The organism is Bradyrhizobium sp. in8p8 (genome assembly GCF_000426845.1).
In the GTDB taxonomy this organism is placed as follows: domain Bacteria; phylum Pseudomonadota; class Alphaproteobacteria; order Rhizobiales; family Xanthobacteraceae; genus Bradyrhizobium; species Bradyrhizobium japonicum_C.
The window spans coordinates 898,389-924,389 of sequence record NZ_AUGD01000002.1 but is presented as its reverse complement, the minus strand read 5'-3'; the positions used below and the strand labels follow the sequence as shown (position 1 = coordinate 924,389).

The following is a 26,001-nucleotide window of genomic DNA, read 5'->3' as shown; positions in this document are numbered from 1 at the left end:
CTGCCTTTCAGAGTTGGGCGACCTGCATGGGGCGAACGACCGGGAGCGGTGCTGCCTTGCGGCGCCGCCGCGCGGATGCCTCGGCGTAATAGGTCTCCAGTTGCCGGGCGCGATGATCGGGAGTGTGGTCGGCGAGGACCCGCCGCCGTGCGTTGCGAGCGATCGTGCGCCGTTGCTCCTCGGGCATGTCGCGCAAGATCTGGACGACGTCGCGAGGGTTGGCTGCCAGCAGGATCTCCTTCGACGGCGCGAATATCGTCTCGATCCCGGCCCATCGATCCGAGATCACGGGCGTGCCGCAGGCGGCGGCTTCGAACAGCCGGACGCTCGGCGAGAAGCCCAGCGCTTTCATGTCCGCGCGGGTGGCGTTCAGCGTGAAGCGTTGCGCGGCGTAGAACGCCGGATGCTGCTTTGGCGAGAGGTGCTCGATCCGGGAGACGTTGGCGGGCCAGGCGATATTCGCGGGATACTGCGCGCCGGCGACGACGAATTGCTCCGAGGCGAGCGTGCGCGCCGGCGCAAGCAGCAATTCGTCGAGAACCGGCTGCCGGTCCTCGCTGTAGGTGCCGAGATAGCCGAGTGCCCATTCCGGCTGCGCCTGCTTCGGCGTGTAGACCTCCGGATCCGCGCTGCAGTAAAGGACACGCGCGAGCGGACTGCCGTAGCTCTGCTCGATCATGCCGGGCACCGGACCACCGGTGAAGGACAGATAAAGATCGAAGCGCGGAATCATCGCGGGGGAGAGATAGTCGAGGCCCTGCTCGAGCCTTGCCAGCGTGACTGGCGTGTCGATATCGTAGAATGCGGTGACGCCCCTCGCGTGTGTCGTCACCCATTCGGCAATCGCGATGCCGTCAGGAACGTAGGAGCCGATGATCACCAGATCGGCATCGCGGATCAGCTTGCCGAACCGGCGCGGGATGTCCTTCAAGGGTTGGTACAGCTCGACCGTCCATGCAGAGGGCTTGGTCAGGTCGCGGTGATCCCTGTACCAAGGCACGTCCCGCTCCAGAAACGTGACGCGGTGACCTCGTCGCGCCAGGGCTTCGATCAGGGCGCGGTAGGTCGTGGCGTGACCATTGCCCCAGGACGAAGTGACCGAAAGTCCGATGACGACGATGGAGAGGTTCATTCTGCTGCCTCGATTCGCGAGCTGCGGGCGACGAAGAGATCGTTGAATTGGTGGGCGCGTTGCCGGTAAGTGTGCTGACTCAGGATGCGCGCGCGGGCGCGGCGGGCGATCGAGCGGGCCCGCTCCGGATCGAGCGCGGCGAGGTGCTCTGCGACCGCGGCTCCGTCAGCGGCAACCAGCACCTCGCGATCGGGTTCAAGGAAGTGATCGATGCCGGCCCATTGATCGGTGATCAGGCAAGCGCCGGCGCCAATCGCTTCGAACACGCGCGTCGGCGGAGAAAAGCCATAGCGCGCCATGCTGTCGCGGTTGACGTTGAGGGTCGCGAGCCCGGAGCCGAAGAACGCGTTGTGATCGGCGGTGCCGACATGACCGACTTTGCGCAGATTGCCGGGCGCGTCCTTGTCGTCCCAGCCGGAACCGCCGAGCACGAAGGACCTCTCGGGCAGGCGGCGCGCAACGTCGAGGAAGAAATGCTCCACGCGCTTCTCGCGATCAGGCAGGCGATTGGCCAGCAGGCTGAGATCGCAGGCGAAGCGCGGATTGGACGGTGCCGGAAAATGCGTGGCTGGATCAAGCGCGTTGTAGATCGGTACGCAATCCCGCGCGCCCATCGATCGGTAGGCGGACACGACCCCATCGCCCCCGCCATAAGTCAGGACCATGTCGTAGGACGGAATTGCGCGACGCAGATGATGCTGCGCATCGATTTCCATCGCTTCGAGCGTGGCAGGAGCATCGACGTCCCAGTAGATCCGCGTCAGCCGCGTCGGCAGCTCCGCGACGGCGTTCTCCAGCTCCAGATCGAAGACGCCGACGCCGCTCGCCTTGACCAGCATGTCCGCCGATTTCGCCGCTGCATCGAGCGAGTGGCGCCAGCCGTCCGGGGTCGCGGGATAGACGACGACCCTGGCCCATTCCGGGTCACCGATATCCCGATGCGCCTGGCGCTCGAAGGCGTCGGGTTCGTAGAAGGTGACGTCGTGGCCGAGCGCCGCGATCTCCTTCAGCATACCGCGGTAATAGGTGGCGGCGCCGTTCCAGTAGGATGAGACGAGGCTGGATCCAAAGAAGCAGATATTCACGCGACGGCTCCGATATCATGCTGGGACTGTGACTGGAGGCCCGAGCCCCGGATGTCGGCCACGATGTCGACAAGCTGCTCCGCCCGGTGACGGCAGGTGTGACGCTCCCTGATCGTCTCAAGTCCCGTATTCACCATCGCGGCGGACATCTCCCGATCCCCGCGCAGGGAACGAAGCGCACGCGTCATCTGCGCGCCATCGGCAACACTGAGATAGGCGCCATCGGGGAAGAGACCCTCTGCGTCCGACCAGGGTGCCGAAACCAGGGGAATGCCGCAGGCCAGCGCTTCGAACACGCGAATGGTCGGAATGCCCGGAAGCAGGCGCACGTAAGGCCCGCGCGGCACATGGATCGTGGTGTGTGCGCCGGCGAAGGCGAGCGGGACCCAGTGTGCTGGCAGCCAGCCGCCATAACGGATACCCGCGCTCCTGATGGTGAGGAGTGCGTCATCTGAATAGCGCACGCCATGGAGGCTTGCGCGGAGCTTCAGTTCCGCCACGGGCCCCACCAGGAATTCGTTGAGTTCGGCGCTGCGCTCCCCATCGCCCCAATTGCCGATCCAGACCAGATCGTCGGCGCGCTCGACTTGCGGCAGCGGATGATACAGCGCGACATCGGCTGCCTCGTGCCAGGTGAAGGCCCGGTCGGCCCAGCCAAGCTTCAGATAGATCTGCCGAAGCACCTCGCCGAAGGCGAGCACGCCGTCGAATCCGTCGAGATCGAACTGCGCAAGCTCCTCGGGCGCACTGACGGCGCGATGATGGGTGTCGTGGAACAGCAACGTGAAGGGAGCGCCTTGCGCGCGTCGGCGTCCGATCTGCGCGATGAGATCGGGCGGATTCCATTCATGCACGATGACGAGATCGGCCCCGTCCAGCGCCCGCTCGAGATCCAGGCTGGCGTCGTAGCGGCGGATGTCTATTCCGGCAAAGAGGGTGGGAATCTCCTCCATCGCATGACTGCCGCCTTCGCGCATGGCGTTCAGCCGGCTCCAGCCGTCAATGGGCTCGAACACGACGACCTCGTGCCCGAGCGCGTGCAGCTCCCTCGCGTAGCCACGCAGGAAATGCGCATTGCCGTTGTTCCAGCACGAGGTGAACGCATGATAGAACAGGACGCATTTCATGCGCGCACCTCGATCTGGCTCGGCGCGGTCTTCCCGCTGGATGCGATCAGGTCCTGGTAGAGACCAAGATAAGCGCTGGTCATGCGCATCAGCGAATAGGTCAGGGATTGTTCATAGGCGGCGCGCTGCAGCCGTGCCCGAGCCGCATCGTCAGCGCAAAGGTCTGCGAGGGTTTGATGCAACGCATCGCGGTCGGTCGGATCGAAGAACAGGGCGGCTTCGCGCCACAATTCGCGGAACGTCGGGATGTCGGAGAGGACCAGCGCGCAACCCGCGGCCGCCGCTTCCAGCACGGCGAGGCCAAACGGCTCATACAAGGCGGGACTGACGAAGATGGCAGCGTGCTGCAAGCGCGCAGCCATGGCTTCGTGCGGCAGCTCGCCGAGCCAGGTGACAGCCGTCGACAGCCGTGCGTCAACGGGGCCGGCGATCTCGACCGGCCAGTCCAGCCCGGGCGCAGCGGCGGCGAGAGCTTCAACATTCTTGGCGCGGTCCCACAACCGGCCGGCCGAGAAGATCAAATCCTGCTTACGCCCGGTGGGATCACGAGGCGTAATTCCATTCCAGATCACCGCGCCGCGTGATCGGGGGCTATAGATCGCCGTCATGTCCTCGTGGAAGGCCTGGCTTGGACACACCCAGGCCTGCGCCGCGTCGAGCGCTGCAGCGACGCGTTCGCTGTAGCGGCGCCATCTCGGCTCGCCGAGCCAGGACGTATCGTGGCAGGCGAGCGCCCAGGAATTTACGCAGGAATGCGCCACCAGCACGGTCGGAGCATGCCAGGCGAAGGTCGCTTCGCGAAAGCTGTTCAGATGCACGATGCCAGGCTTCAGCCTGGCTTCGAGTTTAGTGAGAACCCGTCGTGCTTCGGAAACGTTTTGCCCCTCCGGGTCTTGCCATTCGAGCGCGAGGTCCGTCTCGACCAGGTTTACTCGCGTGCCACGCAGCATCTGGCGTTGATCGATTCGAGCGCGCGGGCCTAGCGTGACGAGCGTGACGTCGGCGCCGGCCGCGGCGAGGCTGCCGGCGAGGGCGCAGGAATAAGTCCATACGCCACCAACCGTGTCGGTCGTCATCATGATCCTGATGTCCGCGCCCGGGCTCATGAGGCCACCTGGAGTTCGAGGCTGTCGAGCGGGGCGGGGCGATCGTTCTGCACGTCGCTGAACTGATCGAACATCGCGAGATAGTGCCGGTGAGCGCGCTCCCACGCGAAATCGTCGGGCTCGCCCCAGAGCTTGCGGTAGTCAGGCGAGCCGGGATAGGGATAGAGCGGCACCGGATCGTTGGCCCAGACGCCGGCATCCTGCATCGTGCGCCGCCAGCGCTGCACGATGGGATCGTCATCCTCCGGAACCTCGATCAGATTGGCCTGCACGAAGGGCACGTGGCGGCGGGCCTCGACCAGCCGATCGGCGAGCTGATCCGTGGTCATCTTGCAGTTCTTGGCGAGTGCTGCGCGCCCTTCCACGGTCAGGCTCTCGATGCCGGCTTCGATCGAGACGCAGCCGGCGCGGCCGAGCAGCGCGAGCATGTCGGGCTTCCACAGGTCGATGCGCGTCTGCACGCCGAACTTCAGGCCCCGGGCTGTCAACCCTTCCAGCAGCTCCCGGTTGGGAAGAAAGATCTCGTCGATGAAGTAGACGTACTCGATTCCGTGGGTGCGCAGACGATCGATCTCGTCGAGAACGACGGCTGGCGGCCGCTTGCGGTAGGCGTTGCGGAAATTTTCCTTGGCGCAGAACGTGCAATTGTAAGGGCAGCCGCGCGAGGCCTCCACCTCAGCGCCCGGCGCAATCGGCTCGGCCTCGAAGCGGTGGTGGTGATGATGGTGCCGCCGGATCATCTCGTCCGGCCAATGGAGTGCGGGCTGATCGCTGAAGGCCACCGCCTGTGGGCCGCCGTTGACCCGGAGCGAGCGACCGTCCAGGAAGCAGAGGCCCGGAAAGTCCCGCTCGCCGTTGGCGAGACGCAGCAGCGATCCCTCGCACTCGCCCATCACGACGATGTCGACGCCGAGTTTCTTGAAGGCCGCCTTCGGCGTCGTGGAGCCATGCGGGCCCACCGCGATCAGCGTCGGCGCAAGGTCCCGCACAGCCAATGCGAGCTGCTGCGGCACTCGGAGCTCCGGCGGCGCGCAGCGCCAGAACAGATATGTCGGCGCGGTGGTGATGACGATCTGGTCGGGGCGGAAGGCGCGCAGCTCGGCCTCGATCTCGTGGAGCGAGAGATCGAACATATGCGCATCGAGCAGCAGCGTCTTGTGCCCGGCCGCCTTCAGGTGACGCTCGGAGATGCCGAGTTCGAGCGGCAGGTGAGGGGACCGGCAGCCAAAGTAGATGCTTCCGGTAAAATCCCAGTTCGGATTGATGAGGGCCACCCGCGTCATGCCAGGGCCTCGCTTCTATCCTGTGATCCGAAGCGGCTGTCGAGCCAGGTGTGGAGCGAGCGCAGGCCTTCGGCGAGCGACACTTGCGGCGTCCAGCCGAGCGCGGCGGTCAGCGCCTGCGTATCGGTCACGTACCAGGGCTGATCGCCCGGTCGCCAGTCGGCGAAGCGATATGTGACGGTGCGACCCGTCAGTTCGGTGATGCGATCGATCAGCTCGAGCAGGCTGACCGCATTCGCCGGACCGCCACCGAGATTGAAGACCCTCCCGCGGGCCAGCGCGATGTGGTCGAGCGCCGCGAGCCAGGCGTTCACCGCGTCCGAGACGTGCAGCGCGTCGCGAACCTGCTTGCCGTCGCCGTAGATCGTCAGCGGGTTGCCGCGGATAGCGCTGAGCAGGAAATGCGCGATCCAGCCCTGGTCCTCGGTGCCGAACTGCCGCGGTCCGTAGATGCAGCTCATGCGCATTACCGCGGTCTGGAGCCCGAACACTCTTGAATAGTCGTGGACGTATTGATCGGCCGTGCCCTTGGAGCATCCGTAAGGACTGTAGAAATCCAGCGGTGCGCTCTCGGAGATGCCGCCGCTGAGCAAATCGCTGACCGGCGTGTAGCGGCGGCCCCGGAGCGCAATCTCGCTGTCTTCGATCAACCTCCCATAGACCTTGTTGGTCGAGGCGAAGATCACCGGCGCCGCGCTGTTATGCAGGCGAACGGCTTCAAGCACGTTCAGCGTGCCGCGCGCGTTGATCTCGAAATCGGCGGCGGGATCGCTGACGCTGTCGGTGACGGCGACCTGAGCCGCCAGGTGCAGCACGGCGCGCGCCTCGCGCACGGCGTCGATGACCGGGATCGGGTCGCGGATGTCGGCAACGGCGATTGTGATACGGTCGCCATGACGGGATTTCAGCCATTGCGCGTTCTCGCGCACACCGGCACGGGCAAGATTATCCAGCACCAGCACGCGATCACCGCGATCGGCGAGGCGGTCAGCGAGATTGCAGCCGATGAAGCCGCAGCCGCCCGTGACCAGCACGTGTCTGTTGTCTCGTTCACTCATCACGCGACCAGCCCTCGTTGCACCAGCTCACGGGTCGCCCGCTCGGCCTGATCGTCCGCGATCTGGTCGGCGAGGTACTCGGCGAGCTCTTCAAGGCCGTCCTTGAACGCGACATGCGGCTCGAAGCCGAGCAGGTCGCGTGCCTTGCCGATGTCGGCGAAGCAGTGCCGGATGTCGCCGGCGCGATATTTCCGCGTGATCTCGGGCGCGATATCACGCCGTCCCATCACCTGGGCCAGATCCTCGGCGACCGAGAGAATGGTGCGGCTCTGCCCCGAGCCGACGTTGAAGACGTCCTGGCTGTGGTCGGCTTCGAGCGCCATTCGGCAGGCGCGGGCGACGTCGTGGACGTGGACGAAGTCGCGCCGTTGCATGCCGTCCTCGAAGACCAGCGGCGGCCGGCCGTTCAGCAGCCGAGCGGCGAAGATCGCCAGCACGCCGGTATAGGGATTGGACAGGGCTTGCCGCGGACCGAATACGTTGAAGAAGCGCAAGCCCACGGTCGGAAACCCGTAGGCCTTGCCGGTGATCAGGCACATGCGCTCCTGCGCATACTTGTTCAGCGCGTAGATCGAGCTCAGGGACGGCTGCTTCGTTTCCGGCGTGGGTATGGGATCGAGCGGATCGCCTGCGGAATCCCGTAGTTCCCACTCTCCTTGGCGCAGCTGCTCGATCGGCCGTTCGTCGCAGGCGACGACTGTCCCGCTGCCGTCACGATAGAGGCCCTCGCCGTAGATGCTCATCGAGGATGCCACCACCAGCCGTGCGGCCGGACGCTTGGCAAGCGCCTGCAGCAACACGGCGGTGCCAAGCTCGTTGGTCCTGACATAGGGCTCGATGTCGTACATGCTCTGGCCGACACCGACGGCAGAAGCGAGATGCAGCACCATGTCAGCGCCGCGCAATGCCTGTTCGACGGCGAGAGCATCGGTGACGTCGCCGACGACGAGCTCAGCGTCATCGGCGAGATAGGCGGGTCGCTGACGGTTGCCGCCGTGAACCTGTGGGGAGAGATTGTCGAGAAGGCGCACGTCATAGCCGGCTGCGAGCAGCACGTCGGCCGTGTGCGAGCCGATGAATCCCGCGCCTCCCGTAATCAATACTCGCGTCATTCATCGCTCCGCGCCGTATGGGTCCGATCCTTTCGGGATCGGCCGAGGATGAGAGTTGAAGCGCGCCTTGGCTTGGTCGGGCGACCCGCGCGCCAGTCACGTCTGGGAGGTAGAAGCGGTGCAAGGAATGTTCGTTCCTGCGAAACCTACAAACGATAATTTCTCTAACCTGGATCAATAACCCAGGTGAATCCGCTCGCGACGGAATCTAGAAGTGTGCTCCGTGAGCGGGCGCCGGCAGATCGAGGTGTCTCGCAACGCTCGCGCCAATGTCGGCGAAGCCAGCTCGCTGGCCGATCGGTGCGATGGATTGCGCCGTCCACGCCAGGATCGGGACCTGCTCGCGCGTGTGATCGGTTCCGCTCCAGGTCGGATCGCAGCCGTGATCAGCGGTGATGATCAGAAGATCGTCGTCTCGCAGTCGGCCGAGCAACTCGGGAAGGCGGGCGTCGAAGGCTTCGAGCGCCGCTGCATAGCCGGCAACGTCGCGACGGTGGCCGTAGAGCGTGTCGAAGTCGACGAAGTTTGCGAACAGCAGCCCGCCCTCTGCAAGGCTTGCCAGCCCGTCGAGCATGGCATCGAACAGTTCGGCATTGCCGTCCCCGCGCAGGTTCCGTCCTGTGCCGCGATGGGCGAAGATGTCGTCGATCTTGCCGATCGTCACGATGTCGCGGCCGCAGCTTTCGGCAAGATCGAGGATGGTTCGTTCGGGCGGCGGGACGGCGAAATCTCGCCGGTGCGAGGTGCGCTTGAAGTTGTGTGCGTTGGATCCGATGAACGGACGCGCGATGACGCGGCCGATGTTCAGGGGATCGACCAGTCGCCTCGCAACCGTGCAGAGCTCGTAAAGCCGATCGAGCCCAAAGGTCTCCTCGTGCGCCGCGATCTGGAACACGCTGTCGGCCGAAGTGTAGCAGATCGGCTCACCGCTTCGCATGTGACGCTCGCCGAATTCGGCGATGATGTCGGTGCCGGAGGCGTGGCAATCGCCGAGGATGCCGGGCAATCCGGCCCGCTCGCAAAGGTTCTCGACGAGATCGCGAGGGAAGCAGGGTCGAACTTTTGGAAAATAGCCCCACTCGAACGTGACAGGCACGCCGGCGATCTCCCAATGCCCGGAGGGCGTGTCCTTGCCTCTGGATATTTCGCTCGCGCATCCATAGCGCGCATGTTCGAGCCGACCGTCGAGCCCAGGCGGGACGCGCCCGGTGGCAAGGCGGCAGGCCTGACCGAGGCCGAGCGCGACCAGATTGGGCAGGCGAAGCGGCCCCTCCCGTTGCGTGCTGTCGCCATCGCCGGCCATGCACGCATCCGCAATGTGACCCACGGTATCGGCGCCTTCATCGCCGTAATTGTCGGCATCGGGCGCCGCACCGATGCCGACGGAATCCATCACCAGGATCAGGGCACGCATGTGGGCTCCCGGAGCAGCGAAGCAGCCAGCGATGAGGAGAGACCGGTTTTCGCACAATAGCGGTCGACCATCTGCGCGCAGAACTCGGCGAATTCGTTCACGTCGTGCGGCGGGCTGGTGTGATGAGGCTCGAGGCCGCGGTGCTCCGGCGTGAAGCAGAAGGTCACGGTGACCTCGAACTCGGCGAGCGCGTCCATCTGGCGGTCGAACCAGTCGAGCGCATTGGGACGGAAGCTGTCGGCCCATGACAGACCAGTCCGCAAGTGCCTCACGCCGAGGCGGCGCATCCAGCGGACGGCGTCCTCAAGTCGATGGTCCTCGTAGTGAAACCACTGGCACAGGCCCATATCGGCAGCGTATTGGCCGAACAGCTCCGCTGCGGCTTTCGGTGTTCCATCCTCGCGCAGCAGCCCCATGTGGAAATGCCGGTAGTAGGACGATCCTTCCGCCTCCTTGTGCCGGGTGGTCGCCTCCCAGGCTGACGGGAGATCGTACAGGCTGTACCAGTGAATGCGCGGCGCCCGGCCGATCAAGAGCTCGGCGGTGCGCGACAATCCCCAGGCCTGCACCTCCTCGGCACCGAAGGAGGAGACGCCGACCTCGGTCACCCAGACCGGCAGCGAGGTAACGGCCTTGATCTCGTCGATCTTGGCCGGCCATTCCCCGATCTGCCACAGATTCCAGTCGAGCGGAAAGCCGTGCACGGCGACGGCGTCGACGTGATCCAGCACGCCGCGCGCCTGCATGTTGCGCATGAAGGAGGGATCGATCGGCGAAATGCCGCCGAGCACGCGCGGCAAGGTCGGATGCGCGCTGCGGATGGCCTTTCCGGCCGCGAGCGCGAGATCTGCGAACATCGCCCAGTCCGGATCGATCAGGATGTCCCAATGCGACTTGTTGTTGGGCTCGTTCCAGATCTTGGCGGCCTCGATCATCGGTTCGCCTCCCGCGACGGATAGACCGGACCATCGGCCTGCGGCCGCGCCGTCCGCTTGCAAAGATAGACCTCCTCTTCCGGATGCGCCGCGATGGCAAAGCCCGCGCTGCGCAACATGGCCTCGACACAGGCGCGATTGGGCACCCACCAATTGGTGGGGTCGTCGGCATATTTGTGCTCGATGAAGTGCAGCTTGGGGTAGCCGGAGGAGTCGAACTGGTCGGTGGTCCAGAAGTCGTAGTTCTCCTTGATGGTATCGATGCGGCCATCACCGCGCTGCATCGACTGGAACAGCAGGAGATCGCCGGCGACGTGCTCGTGGATCAGGTCCAGTGCGAGCAGCGGGTGCCGCAGATGGTAGAGCACGCCCATGAAGATCACGAGATCGAACTTCTCGCGGAGCTGCCCGACATCATAGGCCGACATCCGGCGAAACTCGATCCTGAGCCCGTTCACCTCGGCGGCGAAACGAGCCTGGGCCAGATATTCTTCGTCGGTATCGAGGCCAAGCACGCGTTCGGCGCCGCGCCGCTTCATCTCCATGGCATAGAAGCCGGCATTGCAGCCGATGTCGAGCACGGTCTTGCCTTCGAGTCGATCGGGAATGATGCCGGAGAAGCGCTGCCATTTCACGTTGGGATAGTCGCCGAGGAAGTGCGAGGGCGCGGTGGGCACGCCCTTCAGGTCGAGGTTGTGAAACCACGGCCCCAGCGCATCGACGCGCTGGCGGATTTCCTCGCGGGAGAGGGCGCCTCGGGTCATGCAATCGCTCCGTTGTTCGCTGGGACCGGGCGGACGCCTTCGGACGACGCGCGGGCCCGCAACTTCGAACGGCCCTCGGCGGTCTCGGCGAGCAGGGCCATGGCCGTGCGATAGCCGTCGATGGTGCCGACATCGACATAGGATTCGCCGGCTTTGACGCCGATGCCGCGGCCACCGGCCGAAAGATAAGCGTTGACCAGCGTCCCGAAATATTCGTCGCGACGTTCGCGCGCGTTCCACAGCGCCTGCAGCTCGCGGAAGCCGCGTGCCGACATTCTGAATGCGCCCCAGATCCAGCGGGACGTTGCATTGGGCTGCTTGACCTGGATCTCCGACACGCGGTCGCCATCCAGCACCACCGCGTCGAAGAATTCGGGGTGTTCGACCGGGAACAGCAGGAACGAGAGGTCGGCCTCGGGGAGGGATTGCAGGGCCGCCTTGGGAAACCACACGGTGTCAGGCAGGCCGACCATGACATCCTCGTGTTGCCCGACGACCGTGCGTGCCCTGAAGACGGCGTCGCACAGGCCCGATGCGTCGGGCTGCACGACGTAGGCGAGCTCAGCGGTGCCGTAATGGTCGCCGAAGTACTCGAGAATGTCGGACTTGCCCGGCGAGATCACGAAGCAGATCTTGTCGGCGCCGCCGAGGATGAGGCGCTCCAGCAGATATTCCGAGACGGCACAGGGGCGGTCCGTCCCGTCGTCACGGCGGCTGCCGACCGGTAGCAATTCCTTCGAGAACGCGAGAGGCTGGATACGGCTGCCGCGGCCCGCGGCCGGAACGATGCCCCACATGATCAGGCCTCCTCGGGTTGTTGCCGGCACACGCGCTTCGATGCCATCTGCTCCAGCAGCACGATCAGTTCGCGCGCGCGCTTGTCGGACGTATGCTGGTCCATGGTGCGCTCGTAGGCGCGCAGAGACATCCGCCGGAGCTCGGCATCCGTCATCGCGAGCGCGGCGAGCACGTCCTGTTCGTCGCTTGCGATCAGGATATCCTCTCCGGGCGCGAAGAAATCCGCAATTCCTGGCCAGTCGTCGCTCACCAGCGGCGCGCCGCAGGCCGCAGCCTCGAACAGCCGGCCGGAAGGACACCAGCCCATCTCGGCCATGGCGCGGCGCGTGACATTGAGCGTCAGCCGCGATGAGGCAAAGAACGGCGCGTGCTCCGACGGCGGCAGGTGCCGCACGAAATAGATGTTGGGCGACCAGGGAAAATCGTTTGGATACTGCGCCCCGCCGATCAGGAAGCGGAGATCTCGTCGCGCCCGCGCAGGCGCGACGAAAAGCGTCTCGAGCGTTCGCTGGCGGTCTTCAGAATAGGTGCCGAGATAGGACAAATCGGCGCGATAGTGCGGCTGGGGTGCGACCGGCCGGTGGACGTCGGTGTCGACGTGCCCGTAAAGCGGCCGGGTGTCGCGCGCGCCGAGCCGGTCACGGAATTCCTCCGTGATCCTAGGTCCGCCCGTGAAACTGAGCACCAGGTTGAAATCCGAAAGGCCGCGCGGTCCGATATAGGGAACGGCTTCGCCGGCCCTGAGCTTTGCGAGCGTAACCGGAGTATCGAGATCGTAGAAGACGGGAACGGCGCGACCTTCGGTGAGGATCAGATCGGTTGCCGCAATCGCATCGGGGCAATAGGAGGTCACAATCGCGACGTCGGCCTCACGGATATCGGCGCTGGCGTTCTGCCACGCATCGTCCCAACTGGAGTATAGGCGGAGCTCGCCCCCGGGCAGCTCGTAGAGATCTCGGGCACCGGCATAGTAGGGAACGTCACGCTCGAAGAAGACGACGCTGTGTCCGGACCGCGCGAGATGCTTGCAGAGGCCGCGCCACAAAGTGGCGTGCCCATTGCCCCAGGACGAGGAGATTGTCAGGCCGAAGATGACGATCCTCACGCCGGCACCCGCTGGTTGATCCCGATGATCTTCATGCCGCCGCCGTCGGCGCGGAGCGTGCTGATGCTGGCAGAATCGATTTCGATCGAGAGAAAATCGTCGAGTGGCATCCGCGAATAGTATAACAGCGCGGCGCGGATCGGCTCGGCGTGACTGACGGCGACGACAATGTCGGGACTGCCATCGCTACGTAGTTGCTCGAGGTGAGCGACCGTGCGATTCTGAAGCGAGCGCATGCTCTCGCCGCCGGGTGGTCGGCTCGTGCTGCGTCGCCGGTTCCAGCGCGACCATCGTGGATCCGGCGCCAGATCGTCGAATGATCGTCCGGTCCATTCCCCATAGTCGAGCTCGTCGAGAGCGGGGACGATCTCGACCGGCAGCCCAAAGTGCGCAGCCAGGATGCAGGCGGACTGCATGCAGCGCCGCTGCGGGCTGGATTGAATGAGCGTCGGCCGGGGTGCAACAGCTTCGGCACAGCGCGCCATTTCGCCACAGCCGATATCATCGAGCTCGATGCCCTTCATCCGGCCGCACAGAAATCGGCCGAGCAGGGCATGATGACCGTGCCGGACCAGGTGAATGAGTCTGGCCATCACGCATACGCCTTGTCATCGATGAAGGCGCGCGTCCGCCGTCCGGCCTCCTCGTCGGTAAATTGCTGCGGCGGCGACTTCATGAAATAGCTCGAAGGGCCGGTCAGCGCTCCGGCCTGGCCGCGGTCCATCGCGAGCTTGGCGCAGCGCACCGCGTCGATCACGACGCCTGCCGAATTCGGAGAGTCCCAGACCTCGAGCTTCACTTCGGCGCTCAGGGGAACGCCGCCGAACGTCGTGCCTTCCAGGCGGATGAAGGCGAGCTTGCGGTCGGTGAGCCAGGGCACGTGGTCGCTCGGTCCCACATGGATGTTGTCGGGCTCCATGGGAACGTCGAACTGGCTGGTCACGGCCTGGGTCTTGGAGATCTTCTTCGAGGCCAATCGCTCCCGTTCCAGCATGTTCTTGAAGTCGGTATTGCCGCCGACATTAAGCTGGTAGGTACGGTCGAGCCGCACGCCGCGCTCGCGGAAGAGATTGGCGAGCACGCGATGCAGGATGGTGGCGCCGACCTGGCTTTTGATGTCGTCGCCCACGATGGGCAGGCCGGCCTCCTCGAACCGCCGCCGCCACTCCGGATTTGAGGCGATGAAGACGGGAATGCAATTGACATAGCCGCAGCCGGCTTCGATGGCGCGCGCCGCATACCATTCGCTGGCGCGTTGCGAGCCCACCGGAAGATAGGATACCAGAACGTCGGTGCGGGACATCGCCAGCACTTCGGATACGTCGGCCTCCGGCACATCCGCAATCGGGATGTCGTCCGCGAGATAATGTCCGATGCCGTCCAGGACCGGGCCGCGCTGCACGATTACGCCGGTTGGCGCGACGTCGGAGAAGCGGTGCGTATTGTTGGGGGGTGCAAAGATCGCGTCGGCGACATCGCGGCCGACCTTGCTGGCGTTGACGTCGAAAGCGGACGCGATCTGGATGTCGCTGATGTGGTAGCCGCCGAGATCCGCGTTCATCAGTCCCGGGACCGGCTCGTTCGATTTGGCGTTCCGGTAGTAGGTGAGGCCCTGGACGAAGGAACTCGCGCAATTGCCGACGCCGACGAGTCCGACGCGCACGCGGCGCCTGTCTTGAAGACGAGAATGCATGGAATTGAGCCCTCCGGGAAAGCACGAGGCGTCGGTGTAAGTACGTCGGCGAACGTGTGGAAGGTATGTTCGTTCCCGGCAGGGAGATGTGAGCGCCGCGTTGCCCGCGATTCAGGCCGACAAAATGCACGGGACTTAACATGGGATAAATTCTCCAGCCGTCTGCAGGGAACGAAGAGCTTTCACGATGAAGATGAAGAAGATGATGATGCCGGCGTCACCGGGCTGCTCCGCATCCGACCGAAGAACAAATCGCTCCGACCGGCGTTTGTCGGCCAATGGTTCGATGCGGTGCCGGGCTCATCGGCCCGGCCGGTTAAGCGAGGTGTGAAATGACTAAGGCGGAAAATAGCGAAGCTCACCAGACCACCGATCATGGTGTAATTCGTAAATGGGCCGAAGAGCGCGGCGGGAAACCCGCAACCGTGAAGGCGACCGAGGAGGATGGCCACGCCGGAATCCTGCGCATCGATTTCGATCCGCCGGACGAAGGGCTGGATCGCATCAGCTGGGACGAGTTCTTCGACAAGTTCGACGAAGCCGGAATTGCGTTCCTGCACCAGGACAAGACCAAGGACGGTAAGCTCAGCCGATTCCATAAATTCGTGCGACACTAGCGACGCGCTTGATGGCCAGCGACTGGGTTCAGGCGATCAGGGCGGGCGACTTCGCGCGTGCCTGGGCGATCAACGATCGTGATTTGCTGGAAGTTACGCCCCCGCCCAAGCATACCGGCCCGCGTCATCTCCAGCGGATTTGGCGCGGCGAAGACCTGAAGAACAAGCACGTACTGGTGCGTTGCTATCACGGCCTCGGCGACACGATCCAGTTTCTGCGATTCATCAGGCCGCTCCGCCAGATTGCTCGCAGCGTCACGCTGTGGTGTCAGCCCGAACTTCTTCCGCTGGTCGAGAGTGCGCCGGGCATCGACCGCGCGTTTCCCCTCCATGATGGGGTGCCTGAAGTCGATTTCGAGGTCGACATCGAGATCATGGAGGTGCCGCATGCCATCAGAGCGCGACGGGATCAGGTCGAGGTGGGCGCTTCCTATTTGGCGCTGCCTCCAACTGTCGTTCCACCTCTCCGGGAAGAGCAGAATCTTGCCGTTGGTCTCGTCTGGAAAGTCGGAGAGTGGGACAAGCGGCGTGAAGTCCCGGCCGCACTGTTGAGTGGTCTCGCCGTACCCGGGGTGACGCTGTATTCCGTCCAGCGTGGCGCGAGCCCCGAAGAGCTCGCCGCGATCGGAGCGCTCGAGATCAGAACGCCGGACATCGCGACCCTCGGCCATCGCTTGCGGCAGCTCGACCTTCTTGTTTGTGTCGACACCATGGTTGCCCATCTAGCCGGCGCACTCGGCTGCGAGACCTGGGTCTTGCTGCACGCCGAATGCGACTGGCGCTGGCCTCAATCCGGCGCGCACTCGTTCTGGTACCCGAGCCTGCGGTTGTTTCATCAGAAGAAGCCGGGCGATTGGGGCACTGTCACTTCCGAAGTGCGTTGCGCGTTGCGCTCGCGGCTTGAAGTGGGTCAAGCGCGTGTAGCGAGGTGAAGTTGAGGATGTTGGTGAGGGAACGAGCGTTGCGCCCGCGGTTTGAGCAAGGTCCTCGCAATGGAAGACGCTCATGCAAGATTCCGATACCACCTCGTCGATGCCCAGCCTGTCGCGGGTGACAGACGATATCTGGATCGTCGACGACAAGCCGATCAGCGCCGCCGGTCTGCAACTGCCCGTGCGCATGACCGTCATCCGTCTGTCGAACGGCGATCTCGTGCTGCATTCGCCCGTGAGGCATTCGCCAGCTCTGCGCCAGGAGCTGGAGCGGCTGGGCACGATCAAGTACCTGCTGGCGCCGAACATCGCGCACTGGATGTTTGTCCCCGGATGGCAAAGGGAGCTGCCGCAGGCCGCGACTTTCGCAGCGCGCGGCCTTGGGGCGCGCAAGCAGGTTCGGGCTGCCGGCCTCCGCATCGATCGGGAGCTGGGAGACACGACGCCGGAGGAATGGACCGCCGAGCTCGAAACCGTGTCGGTGAATGCCCCGATGTTTTCGGAGGTCGAGCTGTTCGACCGACGAAGCCGGACGCTGGTCCTGACGGATCTCGTGCAGAACCTCGATGCCCATCGGCTCAGCGCGTCAAATGAAGCCGCGGCGAACCTGCTCGGCATTGCCAAGCCGGACGGCAGGGCCCCGGTCTATCTGCGGCTTCTGCTGCGCCTTGGTGGTGGCGCGGCGCGGGCTGCAGCCGAGCGGCTCGTGAGGCTGGCTCCGGAACGGGTGATTTTTGCACATGGCGACTGGTTCGAGACACAAGGAACGGCGCGCCTGCGACGATCCTTGCGCTGGTTGCTTCCCGAGGGCGTCTTGGGATCCGAGCAGGGGCAGATGATTGGCACACGCGTCGTCATCACCGGCGCCTCCAGCGGAATCGGCCGTGCCGCTGCGCTGGCGTTTGCCCGCAACGGTGCAAGCGTGGTGCTCGCGGCTCGGCGCGGCGAAGTCCTGATGCGCCTTGCCGGCGAATGTGAAGCGCTCGGAGCCCGGGCATTGGCCGTGCCGACCGACGTTACCGATGCGCAGGCGGTGGAGCGTCTGGCCAGAACGGCCCAAGACGCGTTCGGCGGCATCGACGTCTGGATCAACAATGCCGGAACGGGCGTGTTCGGCGCCTATCAGGATGCGGATATTGCGCTTCATCGCCGCACGATCGAGGTCAATCTGCTCGGCACCATGCATGGCGCCTACGCGGTGCTTCCCATCTTCCTCCGCCAGAATCGCGGCGTGCTGATCAACAACATCTCGCTGGGCGGCTGGGCGCCGACGCCCTTTGCGGCAGCCTATACCGCCAGCAAGTTCGGCTTGCGCGGCTTCACCGCGAGCTTGCGTCAGGAACTCCGCACCCATCCCGATATTCATGTCTGCGGCGTCTTCCCAGCCATCGTCGATACGCCAGGCTTTGTGCACGGCGCCAATACGTCCGGACGAAGGCTCGATCCCGGTCCGTTGCTCTATCAATCCGAGGACGTGGCCGAGACCTTCGTGCGCCTTGTCCGCGCGCCTCGTGACGAGGTGGCGGTGGGGTGGCCGGCGCGCGCCGGCCAGCTGGCCTATGCGGTCGCACCCGGGATCACCGAGAACGTCCTGGGGGCTGTCTTCCGCTGGCTGCTGTCGCGTGCGCGTCCCGCGCCGGTGAGCGAGGGCACCTTGATCGAAGCCGGCCCGCAGGGCACGTCGCTGGACGGCGGTTGGCTGGCGGGAAAGAAAATGCTGCCCGCCGGCGTGGTCAGCGCGGGGCTCGTCGTGCTCGGCGTCGCGGCTTGTCTGGCCCTCGCGGCATCGACGGCCGGGCGCGCGTCCGCATCTCGCGCGAGGCTGCGGCGCCGCCGCGCGTGAGGCGACCAGTTCGGCTACTTCAGTCGATTGGCAATGCGTGTCCCGGACGCAATCGCCCAGCATTCCTCCGAGTCAGGGGCCGCCGTCGACCGCCACGTCTTGGGGACCTGAAGGACAAGATCGCCGACGGCGCTCGCCCCGGAACGAAGCTTCGCGACCGCGCGTTCCCTGCGGAAGCCCGAGGACCGGACGTGCCGCGCTATCATTTTGATCTGGTGGATTCAAAAACCGTTGTAGACGAAGGAGGTGCCGAGTTGCCGGATGACATCGACGCCCTGGATGTCGCCGAGGAGATTGCAAAGCGCCTGCTCGGGGAGAGGCCCGAGCTCAAGGGGCGTCACTTCTATATCCTCGTCACGAACGAGGATGGTGAGGAAATCGGTCGGATGCCATTGGACGTCTTGCATTGAAGTGTGATCTGACATGACGCTCAGGATCGGCGTGATTGCCGACACGCATGGACTGCTGAGGCCGGAGGCGGTGCACTGCCTCGCCGGTGTCTCGCACATCATTCATGCAGGCGATATCGGCAGCCAGGCTGTCATGGACGGGCTTTGCCGGATAGCGCCGGTCACCGCGATCAGAGGAAATGTCGATCGGGACGCGTGGGCTGAAGCTTTTCCCGAGACGCTGACGCTGGGCCTGGGCGGCCGCCGCTTCTACGTCCTGCACGATCTCAAGCAACTCTCGATCGATCCTGCTGAACTCGGGATCGACGTCGTAGTATCGGGCCACTCCCACCGCGTGCGGATCGAGACTGCCGAAGACGTGCTCTACCTGAATCCGGGAAGTGCAGGGAAACGACGCTTCGCGCTGCCGATCACGCTGGCGACGCTCGACATCGAGCGGAGCGGCCCGCTACGGCCGGTCATCCACGATCTCGACAGGACCTGACGCCGAGGCAGGCGCCGCCAGTTGCGGCTGCTCCCTAGTGCGTGTTCGATTTCTGCCAACGCTCCAGGTCCACCGGCGGCCGTTCCGGATCGATCTGGTCTTTTTCGGGATTACCTTGCCAGGGTTCCCGCGTCTGCCGGTGAGTGGGCATGTCCGTCTGCCGACGTGGATCGTCGAGTGGTGTCTCTCGCGGATCGTTTTCAGTCGCTTTTGGCATGTATTTTTCTCTGGCTATGGCGGTGCGGCTTGCTGACCAACCCGAGCCAGAACAGGTTGTTCCATGGCCTCGGCCGTCCGTGCGTGCTGCGGCGATCGGCGCAGGAACACCCCCGGGCGTCAGTTCATTATTCTACGTCAAGGTGCGAAGCCATGGAGCAAGACATGTCAAAGATGCCTCCAGTTCCCGAAGAACAGCGAAGCAACAAGGGACCCGGTGCAGACCCGGCCACCGAGGTGGAAGAACGCGTTCCGGGCCGCGAGAATTTCGATACGCAGGGACGCCACGGCAACATCAAGCAGAACACGACCAATCAGGGCTATCAGCAGGATCGATGATGCTCGACCGAAACAGATGCCATGAGAGAATGACGGGTCTCGTGTTGGTCTCTGTGCTTGCGGCAGCTGCCATCGGACCGGCATCGGGACAGGGGGGCGGAGGCGGCAGTGCGGGCGGAGGCGCCGCCGGTGCTGCGGCTGGAAGCAGTGGCGGCACCGCGTCAGCTCCCGGAACCAACGCGGCCGGTACCGCCCAGTCCGGCGGTAGCGCTGCTCCGCGGGGATCGATCACGGTGGGGCGACCCGGCAACCCGGCCGGCGGCGTCAATATCGGGCGTATCGACGGAACGGTAACACCGGGTCCCTCGCTGGACGGGGACGACCAGATCCGCTCGGAGACGTCGCGGGACTCCGATGTCGGTCGGAAGATCAGGAGCATCTGCAAGGGATGCTGACGCACGATCAGGACGCCGGCTCGTCCGGCGTCCAGTCGAGATCCGCGTCGTCGCGCGGCCCAGGGTCGGGAGAGCAGGGCTTGATCTTCAGATCGTCCTCGAGCACGGGCTGGCCGTCGCTGTGTTCGACCAGCCCGGCGCGGTCGGCCTTCTCCAACGTTTCCTCTTTCGTCGGAAATGTCCGGCTTAGCCTTTCTGCGTCCTTGAATAGCGCATAGGCCATGGTGTGATCTTCTCCTGCACCTCCACGGTGTCGACAACAGACGCTCGCAGCGGTCGAACGTTCCTGTCGACCGAGAAGATCGCGATGCCACGTTCCGAGCGCTGCTGAGCCCTCGCTCCAGTTAACGTATGTTACGGCCGACGAAGCGCGTGGGTGCTCTCCGCATGCGGTGCCTGGCGGACTCTGATCCATAGGAACGTCTGCGTGTGGCACGTCTTGTACTCGCTTCACGGTGCCTCCGCCCGCGCGAGCCATTCAATGCATGACAAGAGATCAGACAGCTTCCCGACTTCCGCGGGCGTCCTCCTCGGGCTTGGCCTCGGTGGGTTCTTCGACGGCATCGTCTTTCATCAGTTGCTGCAATGGCATCATATGGTGAGCGGCTGGTATCCGCTCAATTCGATCGAGAACATCACACTCAACACGACATGGGACGGCATCTTTCACAGCGCCACCTACGTGTTGCTGCTCGCAGGTCTCTACCTGATGTGGCAGCGGGCGCGCGGGAGCGAGCTGCGCTGGTCCAGTTGGCAGTGTCTCGGCGCGATCCTGCTCGGGTGGGGCATCTTCAATCTGGTCGAGGGCGTCATCGATCACCAGATCCTCAAGCTGCATCGGGTGAATGAGACGGTGCCGGACGAGCAACGCATCTTCTGGGATATCGGCTTCCTGCTGTGGGGGGCTGCGATGGTCATCATGGGCGCTGCGATGGCGCGAGCGGGCAAGCGGGAGGGAGCGGATGCGGGAGGCAGCCTACAGGCTCGTTAGAAGCACGCCGCCGGTCCTCGTTTACACGATCTTTCTGTTGCTGCTGGTCCTCGCCACAGCGCCGGCGCTTCGCGTCTTCTTGTTCGGGCTGTCCGTCGATGACCTCCTGCAATTGCGCTGCTTTGCGCCGGCCTGACGGAGGAGGAGAGAATGGTGGAGTTCAGGCTTCCGAAGAGCTCGCGCATCGAGCAGGGAAGGCTCTGGCCAAAGCCGGGCGGCACGAGCTTGCGCGAATTTCACGTCTACCGCTGGAATCCCGATGATGGCCGCAATCCGCGGCTCGACACCTACTTCGTGGATCAGACAGATTGCGGGCCGATGGTGCTGGACGGCCTGATCTGGATCAAGAACAACATCGACTCGACCCTGACATTCAGGCGATCCTGCCGCGAGGGCGTCTGCGGCTCCTGCTCGATGAACATCGCCGGTCAGAACACGCTCGCCTGCACCAAGTCCATGAATGAGGACATTCAGGAGGGCGAGCCGCTCCGCGTGCTGCCCCTGCCGCATCAGCCTGTGGTGAAGGACCTGGTGCCGGACCTGACCAACTTCTATGCGCAGCTCGCGCTCATCGAGCCATGGCTCCAGACGGCATCCCCCACGCCGCAGAAGGAATGGCGGCAGAGCCATGAGGATCGGGCGAAGCTCGACGGATTGTATGAATGTATCCTCTGCGCGTGCTGCTCGACGTCATGCCCGAGCTATTGGTGGAATTCCGAGCGCTTCCTGGGGCCGGCCGCGCTGATTCAAGCGGCACGCTGGATCAACGACAGCCGGGACGAAGCGACGGGCGATCGCCTCGACATGCTCGAGGATCCCTTCAGAATTTACCGTTGCCACACCATTCTCAATTGCGCGAAAGCCTGTCCAAAGGGCCTCAATCCCGGCGAAGCCATTTCGGCGCTGCGGCTCAAGATGGTGGAGCGGAAGTTCTGATCGGGGGGCCGAGGCGTAAGCTTCCAGACAGGAACCATGGCTGCAGCGCTCGCTTGGTAACGCGAGTCGGAGGCGTTTGATGGGAAAGAAACAGTTTGCCGCGTTGCCGTTTCGTTTGGACAAGTCCGAACTGCGGGTGCTGCTGATCACGACCAGACGCAAGCGCAGGTGGAGCGTCCCGAAGGGATCGCCGATGCGCAACAAGGAGCCGCACCTCACCGCTGCACTGGAGGCCTACGAGGAGGCCGGCCTGATCGGCGTCATCGCAACCCGGGCAGTCGGCAGCTTCAAGCATCGCAAGGGAAAGGGCGATCGCAAGCGGACCTTGAACGTCGCGGTCTTTCCGATGCAGGTGCACGGCCGCGAGCGCTGGTGGCCCGAGAAAGGAGAGCGGGAGGCGATCTGGGTCTCGCCAAAGAGGGCGGCACGCATGGTGCACAAGGCCGAGCTTCGGCGCCTGATCGCACGGTTCGCAGCACAGACGGAGGAGGGTGCATCCTCGCCGCTGGACGGCTGAACGACGATGCTGCTTTAGGAACGTGCCTCCCGGCCAACCATTCAAACAGGATGGAGCAACGAACCACAGGGCTCGCATCCGAGCAGGAAGCGCCTCATGAAGTCCTGGCGGCGGCCATCAAGCGACGCCGCGCAATCCTGTTCGTCGGCGCCGGTGTCTCGATGGCAGTCGGCTTGCCGTCCTGGCAATCCCTGATCGACCATCTGCTCGACGATCTTGGCCTCGAACGCAATGTCATCGACGGGATGCACGGCGGCTATCAGATGCTCGCGGAGTATTACCGGCTGAAGCGTGGCGCGATCGGGCCGCTCCGCAGCTGGCTGGACCGAAACTGGCGCGTCGATCCCGAGAGAATTGCGGCCTCGGAGCTTCACCGGATGATCGTCCAGCTCGACTTTCCGGTGATCTACACGACCAACTACGATCGCAATCTCGAAACCGCCTTCGACGTCCTCAGGAAGCCGTACGCGAAAATCAGCAACGCCAAGGAGATCGCGAGCGCCGACCCTGGCGTCACCCACATCATCAAATTCCACGGCGACTTCGACGATGACGCCTCGCTCGTTCTGACCGAGACCGATTTTCTCAATCGGCTCTCCTTCAATTCTCCGCTCGACATCCGGTTTCGCGCCGATGCCCTCGGCAGCACGCTGCTCTTCATCGGATACAGCATGTCCGATCCCAACATCCGCCTGCTGCTGCACCGGATCTGGCAGATCTGGGACGGGTCCCGGCACAACCAGGACCGGCCGAAATCCTTCGTATTCGTCACGCAGCGCAATCCGGTCCAGGAGGCCGTGCTCGCGAACTGGGGCATCACCACCATTGCTCCGCCGGAAGGCATCGCTGCAGACGAGGGCGTCAAGCAGCTGCTTGGCGAGATCTGCCGGCATCTCGACCATGACATCTAGGCCGCAGCTCGCGTGCTTTCGTCGGAGACGCCGCTATGGCCGCCGCACGCTGCAGATCCCGTTCTTGACCGGAGCAAGGCGTCCGGCATGCTGCATATCGAGCAAGCCTGCCCGCCAGCGTTGCGCCATGGCTGTCTCCGACAGATCGAAGGATTTTTCAGGACCTGCTTCCTCGCGGCCGGGGCGGTAGCTCAGGAGATAGACCTTGTCGTCATAGTCGAGGTCCTGAAGCTCGGCGCGCAGCTGACGGGCTTCCAGGGCATATCCAAGGCGCTGGAAGGTCTGGTTGCTGAAGGTCAGGTCGCTCTTGCGTTCGGCTGCGGCCTCGAGCCCGTCAGGGACCTTGCCGTCGCGTGGAAACAAATCGATGACATAGAGGTGGAGCGGGCCCGCATTCTCGAGGACCGGGTCGAATGGCGCGTTCAGCGAGAACCCGCCATCGCCGAGCCAGCGGTCGGCGATCCGCACTGGAGCGAACTCCGGGACGAATCCGCAACTGGCCAGGATGTGATCCATTTCGATCCGCTCCAATGCGGAGTCGAACAAGACCGCATCGCCACTTTCGACGTCCGTGGCGCAGATCGTGATGCGCGGATCGCCGCCGTTCAAACGTTCGAAATCGATCAACCGCCGGAGGCGTTCGCGGGTGGGGCCGAGATCGTAGAGACCGCCGAAGTGAGATGCCGGGAGAGGGAGGCGGGGATGGAAGAAGCCCGAATGACCTAGCACGCGCGTATTGATCGAGCTCAGCCAGGCCAACGTATGGCGGCCTGCGTTCGGCGCTGCGGCTGGATTGCTTGGCGCGTGCCAATAGCTGCGCAGATTGCGCAGCCGGTCGGCGCTCGGGCTGCCCGCGATCAGTGCAGCGGTGATGGCGCCTGCCGATGAACCGGTGACCCAATCGAGCGGCAACGTAAGAGAGGTGAACGCCTCGAACACACCGCCGTGATAGGCGCCAAGACCGAGGCCGCCGGAAAAGGTAATGGCGGTGAGAGGGCGCTCTGCCGCCGCCACCCCGCTCCGCTCAGCTGCAGGATCGGTCAAGACGGACGCCGGTGGCCAGTCCGGAGTTCGGGGCTGATCACCGGTATCCCCTGTAACGGCGTGCGTGGGCATAGCGGGGATTGATGCCGCAATAGGCGTTCGTTCCCGATGCTGTCGCCATGCATTGGGCGTAGCTGGCGAACTGGCAATTGCCTGGATAGCCCCAGATGCGACCCTGCAGGCAGTAGCGATCTTGCGCGAAAGCCGCGTTCGAGGAGGCGAAGCCACCCGCGATCACCAGAGCGACGGCAAGCAGGCGATGTTTCATCTTTGATCTCCAATTTCGACATTGAACGCGGCCCGAGATGTGGTGTTCCAAAACGCTCGCAGGGCACTGATGCTCGCCATTTGAGGCGAGCCGTTAACCTGTGTGAAGCCGGTCGTTCCGGATCGCGGCTAAGGTGTCGCCGCGACGTCTTCGATCGGAAGCAGAATGCCGGAACAATCTCCCAGCCTCAGAAACTTCACCATCAATTTCGGTCCTCAGCATCCCGCCGCTCACGGGGTGCTGCGGCTCGTGCTCGAACTGGACGGAGAGGTCGTGGAGCGGGTCGATCCGCACATCGGCCTTTTGCACCGCGGCACCGAAAAGCTGATCGAGGCAAAGACCTATCTCCAGGCCATTCCCTATTTCGATCGGCTCGACTATGTCGCTCCCCTGACGCAGGAGCATGCCTTCTGCCTTGCCATCGAACGGCTGATCGGAATCGAGGTGCCGCGGCGCGGCCAGCTCATCCGCGTGCTCTATCACGAGATCAGCCGCATCCTGTCGCACCTCTTGAACGTCACCACGCAGGCCATGGATGTCGGCGCCTTGACGCCGCCGCTGTGGGGCTTCGAAGAGCGTGAGAAGCTCATGGTGTTCTATGAGCGAGCCTCGGGCAGCCGGATGCATGCCAACTATTACCGGCCGGGCGGCGTCCATCAGGATCTTCCGCCCAAGCTCATCGACGACATCGAGGCCTGGTGCGATCCATTTCTGAAGGTCGTCGACGATCTCGACCGGCTGCTCTCGCTCAACCGGATTTTCAAGGGCCGCAACGTCGATATCGGCAGGGTGACGCTCGAACAGGCCTGGGCCTGGGGATTCTCGGGCGTGATGGTGCGTGGTTCGGGGGCCGCCTGGGATTTGCGCAAGGCGCAGCCCTATGACTGCTATGCCGAGATGGACTTCGATGTTCCCATCGGCAGGAACGGCGATTGCTATGACCGCTATCTCATTCGCATGGAGGAGATGAGGCAGTCAGTCCGCATCATGAAGCAGTGCATCGAGAAGCTGAAGTCCCCTGACGGCGGGGGCCCGGTGCTCGTGCAGGACAACAAGATCGCTCCGCCCAGGCGCGGCGAAATGAAGCGTTCGATGGAAGCGCTGATCCACCATTTCAAGCTCTACACCGAAGGCTTCCACGTTCCTGCCGGCGAGATCTACGTTGCCGTCGAGGCGCCCAAAGGCGAATTCGGCGTGTTTCTCGTCTCGGACGGGACCAACAGGGCCTACAAGTGCAAGATCAGGTCCCCCGGCTTCGCTCATCTGCAAGCGATGGATTTTCTCTGTAGGGGGCACTTGCTCGCCGACGTCTCGGCGATCCTGGGCTCGCTGGACATCGTGTTCGGCGAGGTCGACCGCTGATCGCCGGCCCGGCTTTAGAGTGAATCGATGACCGCGCCGGGTGAGGGCTTTCTTCTCTTGGCGATTGTCCGATTGCGGAAACACCCTCTCCCCAACCCTCTCCCGCAAGCGGGAGAAGGAGCGC

The 26,001-nt window shown here is 64.2% G+C and carries 30 protein-coding genes; 12 read left to right on the top strand and 18 right to left on the bottom strand.

What is annotated here, in order from left to right:
* Positions 1–7 precede the first annotated feature (7 nt).
* From K408_RS0109920 to K408_RS0109855, 14 genes are all read right to left on the bottom strand, one after another.
* On the bottom strand, positions 8–1,132 hold the full coding sequence (locus tag K408_RS0109920) for a CgeB family protein (protein WP_024338444.1): 1,125 nt from the start codon (positions 1,130–1,132) through the stop codon (positions 8–10).
* A complete protein-coding gene (locus K408_RS0109915) occupies positions 1,129–2,217 on the bottom strand; it encodes a CgeB family protein (RefSeq protein ID WP_024338443.1) in 1,089 nt (362 codons plus the stop codon). The genes K408_RS0109920 and K408_RS0109915 overlap by 4 nt, the downstream gene beginning before the upstream one ends.
* A complete protein-coding gene (locus K408_RS0109910; RefSeq protein ID WP_024338442.1) occupies positions 2,214–3,344 on the bottom strand; it encodes a CgeB family protein in 1,131 nt (376 codons plus the stop codon). The genes K408_RS0109915 and K408_RS0109910 overlap by 4 nt, the downstream gene beginning before the upstream one ends.
* Entirely contained in the window at positions 3,341–4,450 is a 1,110-nt protein-coding gene (locus tag K408_RS0109905) for a glycosyltransferase family 4 protein (protein ID WP_024338441.1), read from the bottom strand. Before K408_RS0109905 ends, K408_RS0109910 begins: the two co-directional genes overlap by 4 nt.
* Positions 4,447–5,733, bottom strand: a complete 1,287-nt coding sequence (locus K408_RS0109900) for a TIGR04295 family B12-binding domain-containing radical SAM protein (RefSeq protein ID WP_024338440.1) — start codon at positions 5,731–5,733, stop codon at positions 4,447–4,449. Before K408_RS0109900 ends, K408_RS0109905 begins: the two co-directional genes overlap by 4 nt.
* Positions 5,730–6,791: an SDR family NAD(P)-dependent oxidoreductase gene (locus tag K408_RS0109895; protein WP_024338439.1), complete on the bottom strand. Its 1,062-nt coding sequence runs from the start codon at positions 6,789–6,791 to the stop codon at positions 5,730–5,732. The genes K408_RS0109900 and K408_RS0109895 overlap by 4 nt, the downstream gene beginning before the upstream one ends.
* Positions 6,791–7,903: an NAD-dependent epimerase/dehydratase family protein gene (locus K408_RS0109890; RefSeq protein ID WP_024338438.1), complete on the bottom strand. Its 1,113-nt coding sequence runs from the start codon at positions 7,901–7,903 to the stop codon at positions 6,791–6,793. The genes K408_RS0109895 and K408_RS0109890 overlap by 1 nt, the downstream gene beginning before the upstream one ends.
* Positions 7,904–8,111: 208 nt before the next feature.
* A complete protein-coding gene (locus K408_RS0109885) occupies positions 8,112–9,317 on the bottom strand; it encodes a phosphopentomutase (RefSeq protein ID WP_024338437.1) in 1,206 nt (401 codons plus the stop codon).
* Complete coding sequence (locus tag K408_RS0109880) at positions 9,305–10,252, bottom strand: glycoside hydrolase 5 family protein (protein WP_024338436.1); 948 nt, start codon at positions 10,250–10,252, stop codon at positions 9,305–9,307. Before K408_RS0109880 ends, K408_RS0109885 begins: the two co-directional genes overlap by 13 nt.
* Positions 10,249–11,016: a TIGR04290 family methyltransferase gene (locus K408_RS0109875; RefSeq protein ID WP_024338435.1), complete on the bottom strand. Its 768-nt coding sequence runs from the start codon at positions 11,014–11,016 to the stop codon at positions 10,249–10,251. Before K408_RS0109875 ends, K408_RS0109880 begins: the two co-directional genes overlap by 4 nt.
* The gene (locus K408_RS0109870; protein ID WP_024338434.1) at positions 11,013–11,813 is read right to left on the bottom strand and encodes a nucleotidyltransferase family protein; all 801 of its coding nucleotides are present in this window, start codon (positions 11,811–11,813) and stop codon (positions 11,013–11,015) included. The genes K408_RS0109875 and K408_RS0109870 overlap by 4 nt, the downstream gene beginning before the upstream one ends.
* Before the next feature lie 2 nt (positions 11,814–11,815).
* Positions 11,816–12,919: a CgeB family protein gene (locus K408_RS0109865; protein ID WP_024338433.1), complete on the bottom strand. Its 1,104-nt coding sequence runs from the start codon at positions 12,917–12,919 to the stop codon at positions 11,816–11,818.
* Positions 12,916–13,512 (bottom strand): histidine phosphatase family protein, encoded by a 597-nt coding sequence (locus K408_RS0109860; RefSeq protein WP_024338432.1) that lies wholly within the window; start codon positions 13,510–13,512, stop codon positions 12,916–12,918. The genes K408_RS0109865 and K408_RS0109860 overlap by 4 nt, the downstream gene beginning before the upstream one ends.
* Positions 13,512–14,612 (bottom strand): inositol-3-phosphate synthase, encoded by a 1,101-nt coding sequence (locus K408_RS0109855; protein ID WP_024338431.1) that lies wholly within the window; start codon positions 14,610–14,612, stop codon positions 13,512–13,514. The genes K408_RS0109860 and K408_RS0109855 overlap by 1 nt, the downstream gene beginning before the upstream one ends.
* Before the next feature lie 332 nt (positions 14,613–14,944).
* Between K408_RS0109855 and K408_RS0109845 the strand changes: the two genes are divergently transcribed.
* From K408_RS0109845 to K408_RS0109825, 5 genes are all read left to right on the top strand, one after another.
* Complete coding sequence (locus K408_RS0109845) at positions 14,945–15,229, top strand: hypothetical protein (protein WP_028145852.1); 285 nt, start codon at positions 14,945–14,947, stop codon at positions 15,227–15,229.
* A gap of 11 nt (positions 15,230–15,240) precedes the next feature.
* Complete coding sequence (locus tag K408_RS0109840; protein WP_024338430.1) at positions 15,241–16,161, top strand: glycosyltransferase family 9 protein; 921 nt, start codon at positions 15,241–15,243, stop codon at positions 16,159–16,161.
* A gap of 73 nt (positions 16,162–16,234) precedes the next feature.
* A complete protein-coding gene (locus tag K408_RS0109835) occupies positions 16,235–18,004 on the top strand; it encodes an SDR family oxidoreductase (RefSeq protein ID WP_024338429.1) in 1,770 nt (589 codons plus the stop codon).
* 191 nt (positions 18,005–18,195) lie between these two features.
* Positions 18,196–18,414, top strand: coding sequence for a DUF6894 family protein (locus tag K408_RS40995; RefSeq protein ID WP_080654852.1), 219 nt, complete (start codon positions 18,196–18,198; stop codon positions 18,412–18,414).
* A 13-nt stretch (positions 18,415–18,427) separates the two neighbouring features.
* Positions 18,428–18,898 carry a metallophosphoesterase family protein gene (locus tag K408_RS0109825; RefSeq protein WP_024338427.1) on the top strand — a complete coding sequence of 157 codons (471 nt, stop codon included), beginning with the start codon at positions 18,428–18,430 and terminating at the stop codon, positions 18,896–18,898.
* 34 nt (positions 18,899–18,932) lie between these two features.
* On the opposite strand, the gene K408_RS40990 is transcribed toward K408_RS0109825, so the two are convergent.
* Positions 18,933–19,115, bottom strand: a complete 183-nt coding sequence (locus tag K408_RS40990) for a hypothetical protein (protein ID WP_080654851.1) — start codon at positions 19,113–19,115, stop codon at positions 18,933–18,935.
* A 164-nt stretch (positions 19,116–19,279) separates the two neighbouring features.
* Between K408_RS40990 and K408_RS42700 the strand changes: the two genes are divergently transcribed.
* Positions 19,280–19,453, top strand: a complete 174-nt coding sequence (locus tag K408_RS42700) for a hypothetical protein (protein WP_192859581.1) — start codon at positions 19,280–19,282, stop codon at positions 19,451–19,453.
* A gap of 402 nt (positions 19,454–19,855) precedes the next feature.
* Here the strand turns inward: K408_RS42700 and K408_RS0109815 are convergent, their stop codons facing one another.
* A complete protein-coding gene (locus K408_RS0109815) occupies positions 19,856–20,071 on the bottom strand; it encodes a hypothetical protein (protein WP_024338426.1) in 216 nt (71 codons plus the stop codon).
* A 258-nt stretch (positions 20,072–20,329) separates the two neighbouring features.
* Between K408_RS0109815 and K408_RS0109810 the strand changes: the two genes are divergently transcribed.
* From K408_RS0109810 to K408_RS0109790, 5 genes are all read left to right on the top strand, one after another.
* Positions 20,330–20,839 carry a DUF2243 domain-containing protein gene (locus K408_RS0109810; RefSeq protein WP_024338425.1) on the top strand — a complete coding sequence of 170 codons (510 nt, stop codon included), beginning with the start codon at positions 20,330–20,332 and terminating at the stop codon, positions 20,837–20,839.
* A complete protein-coding gene (locus K408_RS42015; protein WP_155248341.1) occupies positions 20,811–20,975 on the top strand; it encodes a hypothetical protein in 165 nt (54 codons plus the stop codon). Before K408_RS0109810 ends, K408_RS42015 begins: the two co-directional genes overlap by 29 nt.
* Positions 20,976–20,989: 14 nt before the next feature.
* Positions 20,990–21,775 (top strand): succinate dehydrogenase iron-sulfur subunit, encoded by a 786-nt coding sequence (locus K408_RS0109800; RefSeq protein WP_024338424.1) that lies wholly within the window; start codon positions 20,990–20,992, stop codon positions 21,773–21,775.
* 79 nt (positions 21,776–21,854) lie between these two features.
* Positions 21,855–22,292 carry an NUDIX hydrolase gene (locus K408_RS37865; protein ID WP_024338423.1) on the top strand — a complete coding sequence of 146 codons (438 nt, stop codon included), beginning with the start codon at positions 21,855–21,857 and terminating at the stop codon, positions 22,290–22,292.
* Positions 22,293–22,342: 50 nt separating this feature from the next.
* The gene (locus K408_RS0109790; RefSeq protein WP_024338422.1) at positions 22,343–23,203 is read left to right on the top strand and encodes an SIR2 family NAD-dependent protein deacylase; all 861 of its coding nucleotides are present in this window, start codon (positions 22,343–22,345) and stop codon (positions 23,201–23,203) included.
* A gap of 33 nt (positions 23,204–23,236) precedes the next feature.
* Here K408_RS0109790 and K408_RS0109785 read toward each other — a convergent pair whose 3' ends face one another.
* The gene (locus K408_RS0109785) at positions 23,237–24,247 is read right to left on the bottom strand and encodes a patatin-like phospholipase family protein (RefSeq protein WP_230646681.1); all 1,011 of its coding nucleotides are present in this window, start codon (positions 24,245–24,247) and stop codon (positions 23,237–23,239) included.
* 37 nt (positions 24,248–24,284) lie between these two features.
* On the bottom strand, positions 24,285–24,515 hold the full coding sequence (locus K408_RS0109780) for a DUF3551 domain-containing protein (RefSeq protein WP_024338420.1): 231 nt from the start codon (positions 24,513–24,515) through the stop codon (positions 24,285–24,287).
* A 165-nt stretch (positions 24,516–24,680) separates the two neighbouring features.
* Between K408_RS0109780 and K408_RS0109775 the strand changes: the two genes are divergently transcribed.
* A complete protein-coding gene (locus tag K408_RS0109775) occupies positions 24,681–25,877 on the top strand; it encodes an NADH-quinone oxidoreductase subunit D (RefSeq protein ID WP_024338419.1) in 1,197 nt (398 codons plus the stop codon).
* Positions 25,878–26,001 lie beyond the last annotated feature (124 nt).

What these genes read in the sequence shown, in the direction of transcription:
- K408_RS0109920 (WP_024338444.1), bottom strand. Translation starts at nt 1,132, where the DNA reads ATGAACCTCTCCATCGTCGTCATCGGACTTTCGGTCACTTCGTCCTGG.
- K408_RS0109910 (WP_024338442.1), bottom strand. Translation starts at nt 3,344, where the DNA reads ATGAAATGCGTCCTGTTCTATCATGCGTTCACCTCGTGCTGGAACAAC.
- K408_RS0109905 (WP_024338441.1), bottom strand. Translation starts at nt 4,450, where the DNA reads ATGAGCCCGGGCGCGGACATCAGGATCATGATGACGACCGACACGGTT.
- K408_RS0109900 (WP_024338440.1), bottom strand. Translation starts at nt 5,733, where the DNA reads ATGACGCGGGTGGCCCTCATCAATCCGAACTGGGATTTTACCGGAAGC.
- K408_RS0109895 (WP_024338439.1), bottom strand. Translation starts at nt 6,791, where the DNA reads ATGAGTGAACGAGACAACAGACACGTGCTGGTCACGGGCGGCTGCGGC.
- K408_RS0109890 (WP_024338438.1), bottom strand. Translation starts at nt 7,903, where the DNA reads ATGACGCGAGTATTGATTACGGGAGGCGCGGGATTCATCGGCTCGCAC.
- K408_RS0109885 (WP_024338437.1), bottom strand. Translation starts at nt 9,317, where the DNA reads ATGCGTGCCCTGATCCTGGTGATGGATTCCGTCGGCATCGGTGCGGCG.
- K408_RS0109880 (WP_024338436.1), bottom strand. Translation starts at nt 10,252, where the DNA reads ATGATCGAGGCCGCCAAGATCTGGAACGAGCCCAACAACAAGTCGCAT.
- K408_RS0109875 (WP_024338435.1), bottom strand. Translation starts at nt 11,016, where the DNA reads ATGACCCGAGGCGCCCTCTCCCGCGAGGAAATCCGCCAGCGCGTCGAT.
- K408_RS0109870 (WP_024338434.1), bottom strand. Translation starts at nt 11,813, where the DNA reads ATGTGGGGCATCGTTCCGGCCGCGGGCCGCGGCAGCCGTATCCAGCCT.
- K408_RS0109860 (WP_024338432.1), bottom strand. Translation starts at nt 13,512, where the DNA reads ATGGCCAGACTCATTCACCTGGTCCGGCACGGTCATCATGCCCTGCTC.
- K408_RS0109855 (WP_024338431.1), bottom strand. Translation starts at nt 14,612, where the DNA reads ATGCATTCTCGTCTTCAAGACAGGCGCCGCGTGCGCGTCGGACTCGTC.
- K408_RS0109845 (WP_028145852.1), top strand. Translation starts at nt 14,945, where the DNA reads ATGACTAAGGCGGAAAATAGCGAAGCTCACCAGACCACCGATCATGGT.
- K408_RS0109840 (WP_024338430.1), top strand. Translation starts at nt 15,241, where the DNA reads ATGGCCAGCGACTGGGTTCAGGCGATCAGGGCGGGCGACTTCGCGCGT.
- K408_RS0109835 (WP_024338429.1), top strand. Translation starts at nt 16,235, where the DNA reads ATGCAAGATTCCGATACCACCTCGTCGATGCCCAGCCTGTCGCGGGTG.
- K408_RS0109825 (WP_024338427.1), top strand. Translation starts at nt 18,428, where the DNA reads ATGACGCTCAGGATCGGCGTGATTGCCGACACGCATGGACTGCTGAGG.
- K408_RS40990 (WP_080654851.1), bottom strand. Translation starts at nt 19,115, where the DNA reads ATGCCAAAAGCGACTGAAAACGATCCGCGAGAGACACCACTCGACGAT.
- K408_RS42700 (WP_192859581.1), top strand. Translation starts at nt 19,280, where the DNA reads ATGTCAAAGATGCCTCCAGTTCCCGAAGAACAGCGAAGCAACAAGGGA.
- K408_RS0109815 (WP_024338426.1), bottom strand. Translation starts at nt 20,071, where the DNA reads ATGGCCTATGCGCTATTCAAGGACGCAGAAAGGCTAAGCCGGACATTT.
- K408_RS0109810 (WP_024338425.1), top strand. Translation starts at nt 20,330, where the DNA reads ATGCATGACAAGAGATCAGACAGCTTCCCGACTTCCGCGGGCGTCCTC.
- K408_RS42015 (WP_155248341.1), top strand. Translation starts at nt 20,811, where the DNA reads ATGCGGGAGGCAGCCTACAGGCTCGTTAGAAGCACGCCGCCGGTCCTC.
- K408_RS0109800 (WP_024338424.1), top strand. Translation starts at nt 20,990, where the DNA reads ATGGTGGAGTTCAGGCTTCCGAAGAGCTCGCGCATCGAGCAGGGAAGG.
- K408_RS37865 (WP_024338423.1), top strand. Translation starts at nt 21,855, where the DNA reads ATGGGAAAGAAACAGTTTGCCGCGTTGCCGTTTCGTTTGGACAAGTCC.
- K408_RS0109790 (WP_024338422.1), top strand. Translation starts at nt 22,343, where the DNA reads ATGGAGCAACGAACCACAGGGCTCGCATCCGAGCAGGAAGCGCCTCAT.
- K408_RS0109780 (WP_024338420.1), bottom strand. Translation starts at nt 24,515, where the DNA reads ATGAAACATCGCCTGCTTGCCGTCGCTCTGGTGATCGCGGGTGGCTTC.
- K408_RS0109775 (WP_024338419.1), top strand. Translation starts at nt 24,681, where the DNA reads ATGCCGGAACAATCTCCCAGCCTCAGAAACTTCACCATCAATTTCGGT.